Here is a 12,700-nt window from a genome sequence, read left to right as displayed (position 1 = left end):
AATCCCCGCCTCACCTTGCCGTTAGCTAGCCCTCGCTAGGATGGCCCTGTCTGATCGGTTATCACGAGGCAACCACGATGAACCTGACCAAATACCTGCTGTTGGCCACCCTTGCCCTGGGCAGCGCCAGTGTTTACGCCGAGGGCGGTGCGGAACGTTCCAAACAATTCTGGCAAGCGTTCCGCGAAGACCAGCAGCGCCTGCACGACGACAAGCAACAGGCCGTTGCCGAGCGTGAGCGCAAGGCGCAGGAGAAGGCCCGCGAGTTGGCCAAGGATTGAGTGACAGCACCTGCGCCGTGACAGCTCCTCGGCGCAGGTGTATTCGGGCGCCCATCCGGGCGCCTTTTTTATTTGCGCGCCAGCAGGGTGGCGCGGCGTGGGGCCGGCAGGCCTTCGATGGTCTTGCTGTGGTCGTTCGGGTCGAGGAAGTCGCCCAGTGACTGGTAGCGCATCCACTCGGTGCTGCGCTGTTCCTCGACGCTGGTCACGCTTACGTCGACGCAACGCACGTCGCTGAAACCGGCACGGCGCAACCAGCGCTCCAGGGCCGGTACCGACGGCAGGTACCAGACGTTGCGCATCTGTGCATAGCGGTCCTCAGGTACCAGCACCTGGTTTTCGTCACCCTCGATCACCAGGGTTTCCAGCACCAGTTCCCCGCCTTTGACCAGGCAGTCCTTGAGCGCCAGCAGGTGCTCGATGGGCGAGCGGCGATGGTAGAACACCCCCATGGAAAACACCGTGTCGAAACCTTCGAGGTTGGCCGGCAGGTCTTCCAGGGCGAATGGCAGGTGCCAGGCGGGCAGCTCTGGCAGGTATTGCTGAACGGCCTGGAACTGGCAGAAGAACAGCCAGTTGGGATCTACGCCAATCACCATGTCGGCGCCGGCACCGAGCATGCGCCACTGGTAGTAGCCGTTGCCGCAGCCCACGTCGAGCACGCGCTTGCCCTTGAGGTCCAGGTGCGGGCCGACCCGGGACCATTTCCAGTCCGAACGCCATTCGGTGTCCACATGCACGCCGAACAGGTCGAATGGCCCTTTGCGCCAAGGGGACAGGCCCATCAGTGCCTGGCGCATCTGCGCGCGGGTGGCGTCGTCGCAATCGCAGTCCAGGCGCAGCCCGTTGACCAGGTCGATTTCGCTCGGATTCAGGGCGGGCAAGGCTTCCAGCGCACCGCGCCAGCGGTCGAGGTCACCGTGACCCTTCTCCAGCTTGGCTTCCAGTTGCGCTTGCAGGCCTTGCGACCAGGAAGCCAGGGGCGTGCCCGCCAGGCGGCGGACGAGTGGGGACAGATCGATCATGGCAGGGCAATCAAAGAGGCGAAATTAAGGCATTGGAACCAGGGCACCACCTTCGAGAAACCGGCTGCGCGCAGGCGCGCCTGGTGGGCTTCGAGGGTGTCGGGCCTCATCACGTTCTCGATGGCGCTGCGCTTCTGGGCAATTTCCAGTTCGCTGTAGCCATTGGCACGTTTGAAGTCCAGGTGCAGTTCATTGAGCAAGTCCTGCTGTTCATCATCGGCGAAGCGCAGTTTTTCCGAGAGGATCAGCGCACCACCGGGCAACAGCGCCTGGCGGATGCGGCCGAGCAGCTCCAGGCGCTGGTCGGGGGCGATGAACTGCAGGGTGAAATTCATCGCCACCACCGAGGCGGGCTCGAAGGGCAGGGCCAGGATGTCGGCTTCCAGCACCTGCACCGGCAGCAGTTCCTGGAACATCGAGTCCTGGGCGGTGAGGTACTGGCGGCAACGCTCGACCATCGCCGCGGAGTTGTCCACGGCGATTACCCGGCAGCCGTCACTGCGCACATGGCGGCGCAGCGATTGAGTAACGGCACCCAACGACGCACCCAGGTCGTACAGCGCGGTATGCGGCTGGGCGAAGCGCGCGGCCAGCACGCCGAGGTTCTCGACAATGGTCGGGTAGCCCGGAACCGAGCGCTTGATCATGTCCGGGAACACACGCACCACATCCTCGTTGAAGACGAAGTCGGGCACTTGCTCCAAGGGCTGGGCGAAAAGGCGGTCGGGTTGTTTGCTCACGGCGGGCTCGATACAGGGTGAAACGGAGGCGCATTTTAGCCAAAGGCCGCGATTCTTGCCATGGCAGCGCTTCAGGGGCGGGCGCTGAGGGACCTCTGCGCCTGCCTGGTGGGTGTGCAGGTTGCCTATGAGCGAAGCTGCGGACTTTAGCGGACGATGATCTTGCAGTCGAAGGTTTGCACGGGGGCGATATCTGCGGCCCATGGCTGCTGGTACACCAGCACCAACTGACCATCGCCGGTATCGCTGGCCTGGTAGCGCCAGGTGGAGACACCGGCGCTGCCGACCACGTCTTCCTCCTCGGGAGCGCTATACACCTCCGGACCAAGGCTGCGCAGTACGTTGGAGGCAGGTGCTTCGACGCGCCAGCGGTAGCCGGTGGACGGGTTGCTGGGCAAGCTCAGGATCAGCGCCTGGCCAACCTGCAGGCGCGTCGGGCATTCGCTTTCGGCGTCCAGTTCGACGGGTTGCGTGGGCTGTTGGGCGCAGGCGGAAATCAGGGCGAAGCTCAGGGGAACGAGCAGACGAGGGGCGGTCATGTTGGCTCCGGAGGCTGACGATGGCCTGAGGATAACCGATGATCGAGGAGATTTGTGTTGCCTGTGCCGGCCCTTTCGCGGGTCAACCCGCTCCCACAGTGATCTCACTGGGCTCAAGCCCTGCGCTATCCCTGTGGGAGCGGGTTTACCCGCGAAGAGGCCGGTGCTGGCTAGAACAGCACTTTGGCCACGTCGGCAAAGCGCTTGGCGAAATGTACGGTCAGGCCTTCGCGCAGGTAGTCCGGCAGCTCCTCATAGTCCCCACGGTTAGGCTCCGGCAAGATCAGCTCGAAGATCTTCTGCCGCCGCGCCGCAATCACCTTCTCGCGCACACCGCCAATCGGCAGTACCTGCCCGGTCAGGGTCAGCTCGCCGGTCATGGCCACGCCCTTCTTCGGCGCCTGGTCTCGGGCCAGCGACAGCAGGGCGCTGGCCATGGTGATGCCGGCACTCGGGCCGTCCTTGGGCGTGGCGCCTTCGGGCACGTGCAGGTGAATGAACGCTTCGTTGAAGAAGCCAGGGTCACCACCAAACTGCTTGAGGTTGGAGCTGACGTAGCTGTAGGCAATTTCGGCCGACTCTTTCATCACATCACCCAGCTTGCCGGTCAGCTTGAAGCCGCGGTTGAGGGTGTGGATGCGGGTGGCTTCGATCGGCAGCGTGGCGCCGCCCATGCTGGTCCAGGCCAGGCCGGTGATCACGCCTTTGCCAGCCAGTACCTGCTCGCTGCGGAACACCGGCATGCCAAGCGCGGCTTCCAGGTCCTTGGTGCCGATCTTCAGTTTGGCCTCGGGGTTTTCCAGCAGCTTGACCACGGCCTTGCGCACCAGCTTGCCCAGTTGTTTCTCCAGCTGGCGTACCCCGGCTTCGCGGGCATAGCCTTCGATCACCGCGCGCAGGGCGCTGTCGCTGATGCCGAGGCTGGTCTTGGCCACACCGGCCTTTTCCAGCTGCTTGGGCCACAGGTGGCGCTTGGCGATGGCCAGTTTCTCTTCGGTGATGTAGCCGGACAGGCGGATCACTTCCATGCGGTCGAGCAATGGCCCGGGGATCGAATCCAGGGTGTTGGCGGTGCACACGAACAGCACCTTGGACAGGTCCAGGCGCAGGTCCAGGTAGTGGTCGAGGAAGTCGACGTTCTGCTCCGGGTCCAGGGTTTCCAGCAGCGCTGAAGCCGGGTCGCCCTGGTAGCTCTGGCCCATCTTGTCGATCTCGTCGAGCATGATCACCGGGTTCATCACTTCGACGTCCTTCAGGGCCTGCACCAGCTTGCCGGGCTGGGCGCCGATGTAGGTGCGGCGGTGGCCCTTGATCTCGGCCTCGTCACGCATACCGCCGACACTGAAGCGGTAGAACGGCCGGCCGAGCGATTCGGCGATGGATTTGCCGATGCTGGTCTTGCCTACCCCGGGCGGGCCCACCAGCAGCACGATCGAGCCGCTGATCTCGCCTTTCCAGGCGCCCACGGCAAGGAACTCGAGAATGCGCTCCTTGATGTCGTCGAGGCCGGCGTGGTGCTGGTCGAGGACCTTGCGTGCGTGCTTGAGGTCGAGCTTGTCCTTGCCGTACACGCCCCAGGGCAGGGCGGTGGCCCAGTCCAGGTAGTTGCGGGTGACGGCGTATTCGGGCGAGCCGGTTTCGAGGATGGCCAGCTTGCCCATCTCTTCGTCGATGCGCTTGCGTGCCTGGTCCGGCAGGGTCTTGCCTTCGAGGCGCTGCTCGAACTGCTCGAGGTCGGCGCTGCGGTCGTCCTTGGTCAGGCCCAGCTCCTGCTGGATGACCTTGAGCTGTTCCTTGAGGAAGAACTCGCGCTGGTGCTCGCCGATCTGCCGGTTGACCTCGGCCGAGATCTCGTTCTGCAGGCGCGCCACCTCGACTTCCTTGCGCAGCATCGGCAGGACCTTTTCCATGCGCTTGAGCATGGGTACGCAGTCGAGCACTTCCTGCAACTGGTTGCCGGTGGCCGAGGTGAGGGCGGCGGCGAAGTCGGTGAGCGGCGACGGGTCGTTGGGGCTGAAGCGGTTGAGGTAGTTCTTCAGCTCTTCGCTGTACAGCGGGTTGAGCGGCAGCAGCTCCTTGATCGCATTGATCAGCGCCATGCCGTAGGCCTTGACCTCGTCGGTCGGCTCGGCTGGCTGGCGCGGGTATTCCACCTCGACGAGGTACGGCGGGCGGTGGTGCTTGAGCCAGGTACGGATGCGTACCCGGGTCAGGCCCTGGGCGACGAACTGCAGCTTGCCGTTTTCGCGGCTGGCGTGGTGCACCTTCACCAGCGTGCCGTACTGCGGCAGCGCCGAGGTGTCGAAGTGACGATGGTCTTCTGGCGGGGTATCCATGAAGAACAGGGCCAGGCTGTGGTCTGGCGACTGGGCCACCAGGTCGAGGGTTTCTGCCCAAGGGTCTTCATTGACGATGACCGGCAGCACCTGGGCCGGGAAGAACGGGCGGTTGTGGATCGGGATCACATAGACCTTGTCCGGCAGCTGCTGGCCGGGCAGGGCGAGGGCGTGGCCGGTTTCGGCCTGGGGAGTGGTGTGTTCGACTTCGCTGTGTTCGTCGGGATGTTCCGGGAAATCCTGCTGGTCGCTCATGGGGCACCTGCGTGAATGACTATGGTGCTTAGATGGGGCGGGGGGGGATGGGTTTCAATGGTAGTTGAAGGGTGCAGAGAGGAGTGATGCCTGTACCGGCCTCTTCGCGGGTAAACCCGCTCCCACAGGTACGGCGCCGAGCTTGGGGGCAGCGCCATACCTGTGGGAGCGGGTTTACCCGCGAATGCGGCAGCAGGTTCACTGCCGCATCTCTGGATTACTCAGCCAGTTTGTAAGCGATGATGTAGTCGCCCATCCTGGTGCCCAGCGAGCCATGCCCGCCGGCAGTCACCAGCACGTACTGCTTGCCATCCTTGCCGCTGTAGCTCATCGGCGTGGCCTGGCCACCCGCTGGCAGGCGGGCTTTCCACAGTTCCTTGCCGTTGTTCACGTCATAGGCGCGCAGGTACTGGTCCAGGGTGCCGCTGAGGAAGCCGACGCCACCGGCGGTGACGATCGAACCACCCATGCTCGGCACGCCAACCGGCATGCCGATCGGCACCGGGGTGCTGTCGCGGGTAGTGCCGTTCTTGTGCTTCCACACCACCTTGTTGGTGAACAGGTCGATGGCGGCGACGTAGCCCCAGGCCGGGGCCTGGCACGGTACGCCCAGTGGCGACATGAACGGGTGCATGGTCACCGCGTACGGCGCACCGGTGTTCGGCTGCACGCCGCTGGTCTCGCTTTCGCGCTTGCTGCCCTCGGCCACCTGCTCACGCGGGATCATCTTCGACACGAAGGCCATGTAGTTGGGCGAGGTGAACAGCAGTTGGCGCACCGGGTCGACCGACACGCTACCCCAGTTGAACACACCGACGTTGCCCGGGTAGATCAGCGAGCCTTGCTCGGACGGCGGGGTGTACTGGCCTTCGTAACGCAGCTCGCGGAACTGGATGCGGCACAGCATCTGGTCGAACGGCGTGGCGCCCCACATGGCCTGTTCGGTCAGTTCAGGGCCGAGCAGGTTGAGGTCGGAGCGGGCCTGGGTCGGCGAGGTGTGGTCGCCCTTCACCGCACCTTGCGGGGTGGGGATCTCGCGGATCGGCACGATCGGCGTACCGTCGCGGCGGTCGAGCACGTACAGGCTGCCTTGCTTGGTCGGCACGATGATTGCCGGCTTCACGCCATCGTCGGTCTTCAGGTGGACCAGGGTCGGCTGGCTGCCGACGTCCATGTCCCACAGGTCGTGGTGGGTGAACTGGTAGTTCCAGCGAGCCTTGCCGGTGGCAAGGTCCAGGGCGACCACGCCGGCGCTGTACTTCTCGGCGCCTGGGGTGCGGTTGGCGCCCCACTGGTCCGGGGTCTGGTTGCCCAGTGGCAGGTAGATCATGCCGAGGTCTTCGTCGACGCTGGCGATCGACCACATGTTGGCCGAGTTGCGGCTGTACATCTTGCCGGGAGCCAGTGGCTGGGTGTCGTCCGGGTTGTTGCTGTCCCAGTTCCACACCAGGTGGCCATCGTGTACATCGTAGGCGCGGATCACGCCGGATGGCTCGTTGGTCGACTCGTTGTCGGTGACATGGCCACCGATGATCACCAGGTCACGGGTGACCGCGGCTGGCGAGGTGGAGTAGTAGCCGCCGGCGGTGAACGGGCCGATGCCGGTGGTGAGGTCGATCACGCCCTGGTTGGCGAAGCCTTCGCAGACCTTGCCGTTGTCGGCGTTGATGGCGATCAGGCGGGCGTCTGCGGTGGGCAGGTAGAGGCGGCGCGGGCAGGCCTGGGCCACGGCCTGGCCGGCGTCGGTAATTTTCGGTACCGGGCTGCCGTCGCGGCTGACGTAGCGGTTTTCGTCATAGTACGAAACGCCACGGCAGGTCATGTGGGCGAAGCCCTTGAAGGTGCCGACCGGGCTCTTGACCTGCGGGTCGTAGCGCCAGATTTCCGCGCCGGTGTCCGGGTCCAGGGCCAGCACGCGGCTGTGCGCGGTGCAGGCATAGAGCATGCCGTTGACCTTCAGCGGGGTGTTCTGGTTGGTCAGCTCCACCGGGTCGTTTTCGGTCGGCAGGTCACCGGTGCGGATGCGCCAGGCCTCTTCCAGGCGGTAGGCGTTCTGCGGGGTGATCTGGCGCAGCGGCGAATAGCGGTCGCCGTGCTCGGTGCGGCCGTAGGCCTGCCATTCGCCGTCGGGCATGGCCGGGGCGGCGCTGGCCATTTCGCTGCTGTCGCGGCCCAGTTCGCCGAACACTTCACCGGGGTGGGTGAACTGGCTGCCCAGGGCGCAAGCGCCCGAAGCGACCACTGCAATGCCGAGCAGCGCAGTGTTGGCCTTGTTGGCCGGGCCGATCAGCGGGCGACGCGCCCAGGGCAGCAGCAGGACCACACCGATGGCAAACCAGATGGCCAGGCGCGGTACCAGTTGCCACCAGTCCAGGCCCACTTCGAGCAGGGCCCACACGGTGCTGCCCAGCAGTACCAGGCCGTACAGGCCCAGGGCGATGCGGCGCTGGGCCAGCAGCAGGATGCCCGACAGGGCAAAGCCGATACCGGCGATCAGGTAGTACAGCGATCCGCCCAGCTGGCTCAGCTTGATGCCGCCGGCCAGCAGGGCCAGGCCCATCAGCAACAGCAGCGCGCCGATCAGGCGCGGTAGCCAGCGGCTTCCATTGTTGGCACCTTCAGTGCTCATCGTAGGTTCTCCGTCAGGTCAAAAAGGGGGTTAGAAACTGCTCTGGATCTTCAGGCCGCCGATCAGGGCGCCATCGACCTGCGACACCCCGCCCGGGTGGCGGATGTACTGCAGGTTGGGGCGGACCGTGAGCCAGTCGGCCAGGTGGATGCCGTAGTACAGCTCGGCGCTGTACTCGGTGTCCTGCACTGGCAGGAAACCGGGGTTGTCGTAGTCGTAGAGGCCGGCGGCCTGGTTGGCCAGGCGCGCGTTCTTGCGATAGGCAGGGTTGACGTGCACACGGGCCAGGGCGAAACCGATGTCGTCCTTGGCGCGGGCGTCGAAGGGCCCTTTGTATACCAGTCCTGCCTGCACATAGTTGTCGATGGCATTGGTCTTCTTGTCGTGCACCGTGGCGTTGGCGAACAGGCTCAGGCCACGCGACTGGTCGGACGCCAGCGAAGTCACCTGCTGCTGGGCGCCGAGCCACAAGCCGTGCTTGCTCGAACTGCTGCGGTAGGCGGCGCCGCTGAGGGCTGCCGGCTGGCCGTTGCTGTCCTTGAGAACATCCTGTGCCTTGGCATTACTGTAGTAGTAGCCGGCGCGATATTCCCCTTTCAGGCCATTGATCTGTGGGCTCCACACCAATTCCACCGGCATTACCGCGCCTTGGGTGCCGCTGCCGCTGAGCTTGAAGCCGTTGCCCGACTCCAGGTTCGAGGGGTTCTGCTCGAACACGCCGACCTGGGCGTAGAGCGCGTCGCTGAGGTTGTAGCGCACGCGCAGGGCCCACTGGCTGACCGGCCAGTTGTACCAGATGCCACCCACCCAGTTGCCTACCTGCGAGCCGCAGAAGGCCAGGTTCTGGAAGTCGCAGGGGAAGCTGTTGAAGTCCTCGCCTTCGCCGAAACGGCCGAATTTCACGTCCAGTGCGCCATCGAAGTACTTCTGCTTGATCCACATCTGCGTCAGCCGCCAGGTTTCGCCACGGCCCCATACCTCCTGGGCCGAGGTGAAGCCGCCGACACGCGGGTCGTTGATGCGGTCGTTGCTGATGTTGTCGCCGTGGCGCTCGGTGATGGTCAGCTGGAATTCGGTGTCGTGCCAGCCAAGGATCTTCTCCAGGTCCAGGTGGCTGCCGAAGGTGAACTGGTCGCTGTAGCGCGCGGTGCGGTCGTGGTCGTAGCCACCATGCAGGTTGCTGCCCATCTCGCCGGTGTAGCCGAGGGTGAAGTCGTAGCCTTTTTCCAGCAGTTCGCTGCGGGTGCCACCCCAGTCGCCGAGCATCCAGGGGGAGTCGCTGGCGAACATCTCGCTGGCGCCGGTGGGGGCCGCCAGGGCGCTGAGGGCAAGGCCGATGTAACAGGTTTTGGGCAGTTGGAGCATGAGATAGCGCTATCTTTTGATTATTGAATAAACGGCAAGCGCATCGAAGGGCGGGCCCCTCAATGGATATGGCGACAAGATGGTTTCGATGAAGCGATTCAGCTTGCGGCGGGGAGGATATAGGGGAAGTTGTAAGAAAAAAAGACAAATTGTCGCAGTGGATTGTTGCTTGTCTGGTAACAGTACAGATGAAGTTAGGTTAATACGGGATCTTGTGGGAGCGGGTTCACCCGCGAATGCGATGGTGGTCCTGGCATCGCATTCGCGGGTGAACCCGCTCCCACAGGAATCTCGTCAGCTTCAAGTCTTAAGTAAAACGGTTGATCCCAAAGGACCCGGTAGATCAGAAGGTGGTACGCAGACCCACTTCCACACTACGCCCCGGCGCCGGGGCGATATCGCGCAGGATCGAGCTGGCATAGCGCACGGTCTGGTCAGTCAGGTTCTCGCCGCGCACAAACGCCAGCCACTGGCTCTGGCCAACTTCGAAGCGGTAGCCAACGCTGGCCCCCAGCGTGGTATAGCCATCGGTGCTGGTTTCGTTGGCCGGTTTGCGATGCTGCGACGCAGCATGCTGCACGTCGACCCGCGCCTGCCAGCGGTCCAGCTCCCAGACCAGGCCGCTGTTCAGGCGCAGTGGGGCGATGCGTGGCAGCGGCTCGCCACTGTCGAGGTTTTTCGCCCGGGTGTAGTCACCGGAGAGCTCCAGGGCAAAGCTGCCATAGCGGTTCTCGGCCAGTTGCCAGCGGTCCTGGGCCTCGATGCCATAGAAGCGCGCCCGCACGCCCTGGTACTGGTATTCCGGGAAACCGTCATGGTCGTGATCGTGGTCATGGTCATCCTCGCCATGGTCGTGGTCATGCCCCTCGCGGGTGTTGCCGGTGCCGATCAGGCCGATGTAGTTGCGGAAGTGACTGTAGAACACCCCGACACTGCCCTTGTGGGTGCCGTTGTCGAAACGCAGGGCCAGGTCGGCGGAAATGGCTTTTTCCTTGTTCAGGCTGGCATCGCCGACTTCAAAGGCTCCGGTGGCCACGTGGGCACCATTGGCATACAGCTCGTAGAAGGTCGGGGCGCGCTCGGTGTAGCCGAGGTTGGCGGCCAGCGACCAGATCGGGTCGAGCTGGTACACCGCCCCGGAAGACAGGCTGAAGGCGTTGAAAGTGCTGGCGCTGTCGGCGACGGCGAAGTTCTCGTTGCCTTTGGCATCCGGGTCGACCCGGGTGTGCTCCATGCGTGCGCCCAGGCTCAGGTTCAGGCGCTCGGTAGCTTGCCACTGCTCCAGCATGAACAGCGCCAGGCTGTCGGTGTCGGTGTGCGGGACGAAGGCTTCCTCACCCAAGGCGGAGAATTCGTTACGGCTGACCTGGGCGCCGATCACGCCTTCTACCGGCCCGAGCGGTTGGTGGCGGGCTTCGATACGTGCTTCATAGCCCTTGTTCCTGAAGGTGGTGTGGACTTCGCCTTCTTCGATTTCACGGTGCTCGTAGTCGGTGTAGCCGGCATCGACCTTGACCGAAGTGAACGGGCCGTCCAGGTCACGCAGTTCGGAGGCGAAGGCGTAGTGGTCCTGCTTCATGTCCAGGCGCACACCTGGCTCGGCCACCGAGCCATAGTTGCTGTCGTAGCGGCTGTACGACAGGCCGGCGTAACCGTGGTCCCAATGGTAGGCCCCACCCACGGCGCCACCGTCCTGGCGGCCGTCGCTGTTTTCCAGGCGGTGCTTGCCGCCGGGTTCGTCGGCGTCGCGCACCTTGGAACTGCGCGCGTAACCGGGGATGCGCAGGTCGTTGAACTGGCGGCTGTTGGCATCCAGGTGCAGGGCGAAGGCACCGTTGCCGGCCTCCAGCTTGCCAGCGCTGCTGCGGGTGGTATCGGCGCCACCGTAGCGCAGTTCACCGGCACCTTGGATGCCCTCGATGGGGGTATCCGGGATGCGATTGTCGAAGGTATTGACCACGCCTCCGATGGCGTTGCCGCCGTAGAGCAGGGCAGCCGGGCCACGGACGATCTCGACGCGGTCGACGGTCACCGGGTCCAGCGGCACGGCGTGGTCGTAGGACAGCGATGAAGCATCCAGGGCGCCGACGCCATTGCGCAGGATGCGAATGCGGTCGCCATCCAGGCCACGAATTACCGGGCGACTGGCGCCTGGGCCGAACCAGGTGGAGGCGACCCCGGGCTGCTTGTTCAGGGTTTCACCGAGGCTGCCGTGCTGCTGTTGCAGCAGGTTGTCGCCTTCTAGCACGGTGCTGGGTGCGGCCAGCTGGCTGTTGCCCAAAGGGTTGGCGGTGATGACCTGGGGTTCGAGTTCCACGGCGTGGCTGGGTGATGCGGCCAGCCACAGCGCGACGGCGAGGGGAGAGAGGCGAAGCGGTGTGTACAGCATGGGGATGGGGCGTTCCTTGGCAGATGCTTTTGTATTGTTACAATATAACATCTCTATTTCAGCACAGAGGTTTTGCGCCTGGCCAGCGGTTTTTCTGTCGACTCACCTGATCCCACCCACCACTACACTCGTGTAAGGTGCGCATCTTTCCTACGGAGCACTGGCATGAGCACGGCCCAACACAACGCGCTGCACGGCAAGACCCTCGAACAGATCCTCACCGAGTTGGTGGCGCACTACCAATGGCAGGGCCTGGCCGAGCGCATCGATGTGCGCTGCTTCAAAAGCAACCCGACCATCAAGTCGAGCCTGACCTTCCTGCGCAAGACGCCGTGGGCACGGGAAAAGGTCGAGCAGCTGTACGTGAAGCTGCAGCGCCAGGCCTGACATGCCGCGGCGTCCCTGGCTGACCGGCATGGCCGTGCTGGGTTGGTTCGGCCTGACCGTGCAGGTGTACCTGGTGCTGTTGGCGCGTTGGCAGGAACAGGCCAGTCTGGTGGGTGGCCTGATCAATGTGTTCGGGTATTTCACCGTGTTGACCAATACCCTGGTGGCAACAGTGCTCAGTTATGCGGCGTTCGGCCGGGAAGGCCGTGCCAAGCGCTTTTTCCTGTCGCCTGCGGTGAGTTCCGCGGTGGCCGCCAGCATCGTGCTGGTGGCATTGGCGTACAGCGTGCTGTTGCGTCACTTGTGGCAACCGCAGGGCTGGCAATGGCTGGCGGACGAGTTGCTGCACGATGTGATGCCCGTGCTATATGCCTTGTACTGGTGGTGCGAGGTGCCCAAGGGCAGGTTGCGGCTATGGCATCTGCTGGTCTGGGCGGTGTACCCGGCGATGTATTTTGCCTACGCGCTGTGGCGGGGGAGCGAGATTGGCGTGTATGCCTACCCGTTCATCGATGTGGCGAGCCTGGGGTATGGGCAGGTATTGCTCAATGCCCTGGGGGTGTTGGCTGGGTTCTGGGGGATTGGGCTGGTGTTGCTGGGGCTGGACAGGTGGCGGGGGCTGCACAGATTGGCTTGACCTGCACTGGCCCTATCGCCGGCAAGCCAGCTCCCACAGGTACAGCGTTGCTCTCGAGGTTGTCGCTGTACCTGTAGGAGCGGCCTTGTGTCGCGAAAGGGCCGCAACGCGGCCCCA

The 12,700-nt window shown here is 64.2% G+C and carries 10 protein-coding genes; 3 read left to right on the top strand and 7 right to left on the bottom strand.

Annotation, left to right across the window (positions count from 1 at the left end):
- Positions 1–77: 77 nt before the first annotated feature.
- Positions 78–281, top strand: coding sequence for a hypothetical protein (locus tag ABNP31_RS20835; protein ID WP_350012719.1), 204 nt, complete (start codon positions 78–80; stop codon positions 279–281).
- Between the two features lie 68 nt (positions 282–349).
- On the opposite strand, the gene cmoB is transcribed toward ABNP31_RS20835, so the two are convergent.
- The 7 genes from cmoB to ABNP31_RS20800 all read right to left on the bottom strand — a co-directional run bounded on the left by cmoB (position 350) and on the right by ABNP31_RS20800 (position 11,559).
- Positions 350–1,306 (bottom strand): tRNA 5-methoxyuridine(34)/uridine 5-oxyacetic acid(34) synthase CmoB, encoded by a 957-nt coding sequence (gene cmoB, locus ABNP31_RS20830; RefSeq protein ID WP_085590264.1) that lies wholly within the window; start codon positions 1,304–1,306, stop codon positions 350–352.
- Positions 1,303–2,046, bottom strand: a complete 744-nt coding sequence (cmoA, locus tag ABNP31_RS20825; protein ID WP_025340420.1) for a carboxy-S-adenosyl-L-methionine synthase CmoA — start codon at positions 2,044–2,046, stop codon at positions 1,303–1,305. The genes cmoB and cmoA overlap by 4 nt, the downstream gene beginning before the upstream one ends.
- A 146-nt stretch (positions 2,047–2,192) precedes the next feature.
- On the bottom strand, positions 2,193–2,585 hold the full coding sequence (locus ABNP31_RS20820; RefSeq protein ID WP_075046169.1) for a protease inhibitor I42 family protein: 393 nt from the start codon (positions 2,583–2,585) through the stop codon (positions 2,193–2,195).
- 170 nt (positions 2,586–2,755) lie between these two features.
- On the bottom strand, positions 2,756–5,176 hold the full coding sequence (gene lon / locus ABNP31_RS20815) for an endopeptidase La (RefSeq protein WP_085614225.1): 2,421 nt from the start codon (positions 5,174–5,176) through the stop codon (positions 2,756–2,758).
- Positions 5,177–5,393: 217 nt separating this feature from the next.
- A complete protein-coding gene (locus tag ABNP31_RS20810; protein WP_085614224.1) occupies positions 5,394–7,805 on the bottom strand; it encodes a glucose/quinate/shikimate family membrane-bound PQQ-dependent dehydrogenase in 2,412 nt (803 codons plus the stop codon).
- A 30-nt stretch (positions 7,806–7,835) separates the two neighbouring features.
- Positions 7,836–9,170, bottom strand: a complete 1,335-nt coding sequence (locus tag ABNP31_RS20805) for a carbohydrate porin (protein WP_075046166.1) — start codon at positions 9,168–9,170, stop codon at positions 7,836–7,838.
- A 343-nt stretch (positions 9,171–9,513) separates the two neighbouring features.
- The gene (locus ABNP31_RS20800) at positions 9,514–11,559 is read right to left on the bottom strand and encodes a TonB-dependent receptor (protein ID WP_350012718.1); all 2,046 of its coding nucleotides are present in this window, start codon (positions 11,557–11,559) and stop codon (positions 9,514–9,516) included.
- A gap of 165 nt (positions 11,560–11,724) precedes the next feature.
- On the opposite strand from ABNP31_RS20800, the gene ABNP31_RS20795 reads away from it, so the two are divergent.
- Together ABNP31_RS20795 and ABNP31_RS20790 are read left to right on the top strand one after the other, a co-directional pair.
- A complete protein-coding gene (locus ABNP31_RS20795; protein ID WP_003252112.1) occupies positions 11,725–11,946 on the top strand; it encodes a VF530 family DNA-binding protein in 222 nt (73 codons plus the stop codon).
- Between the two features lies 1 nt (position 11,947).
- Complete coding sequence (locus ABNP31_RS20790; protein WP_085665435.1) at positions 11,948–12,583, top strand: Pr6Pr family membrane protein; 636 nt, start codon at positions 11,948–11,950, stop codon at positions 12,581–12,583.
- Positions 12,584–12,700: the final 117 nt, after the last annotated feature.

Source organism: Pseudomonas asiatica (assembly GCF_040214835.1).
Classification (GTDB): Bacteria; Pseudomonadota; Gammaproteobacteria; order Pseudomonadales; family Pseudomonadaceae; genus Aquipseudomonas; species Aquipseudomonas putida_Z.
This window is presented reverse-complemented; position numbering and strand designations above follow the sequence as displayed.

Excerpts from the sequence above, each read along its gene's own strand:
- ABNP31_RS20835 (WP_350012719.1), top strand. The coding sequence starts at position 78 with ATGAACCTGACCAAATACCTGCTGTTGGCCACCCTTGCCCTGGGCAGC.
- cmoB (WP_085590264.1), bottom strand. The coding sequence starts at position 1,306 with ATGATCGATCTGTCCCCACTCGTCCGCCGCCTGGCGGGCACGCCCCTG.
- ABNP31_RS20820 (WP_075046169.1), bottom strand. The coding sequence starts at position 2,585 with ATGACCGCCCCTCGTCTGCTCGTTCCCCTGAGCTTCGCCCTGATTTCC.
- lon (WP_085614225.1), bottom strand. The coding sequence starts at position 5,176 with ATGAGCGACCAGCAGGATTTCCCGGAACATCCCGACGAACACAGCGAA.
- ABNP31_RS20810 (WP_085614224.1), bottom strand. The coding sequence starts at position 7,805 with ATGAGCACTGAAGGTGCCAACAATGGAAGCCGCTGGCTACCGCGCCTG.
- ABNP31_RS20805 (WP_075046166.1), bottom strand. The coding sequence starts at position 9,170 with ATGCTCCAACTGCCCAAAACCTGTTACATCGGCCTTGCCCTCAGCGCC.
- ABNP31_RS20800 (WP_350012718.1), bottom strand. The coding sequence starts at position 11,559 with ATGCTGTACACACCGCTTCGCCTCTCTCCCCTCGCCGTCGCGCTGTGG.
- ABNP31_RS20795 (WP_003252112.1), top strand. The coding sequence starts at position 11,725 with ATGAGCACGGCCCAACACAACGCGCTGCACGGCAAGACCCTCGAACAG.
- ABNP31_RS20790 (WP_085665435.1), top strand. The coding sequence starts at position 11,948 with ATGCCGCGGCGTCCCTGGCTGACCGGCATGGCCGTGCTGGGTTGGTTC.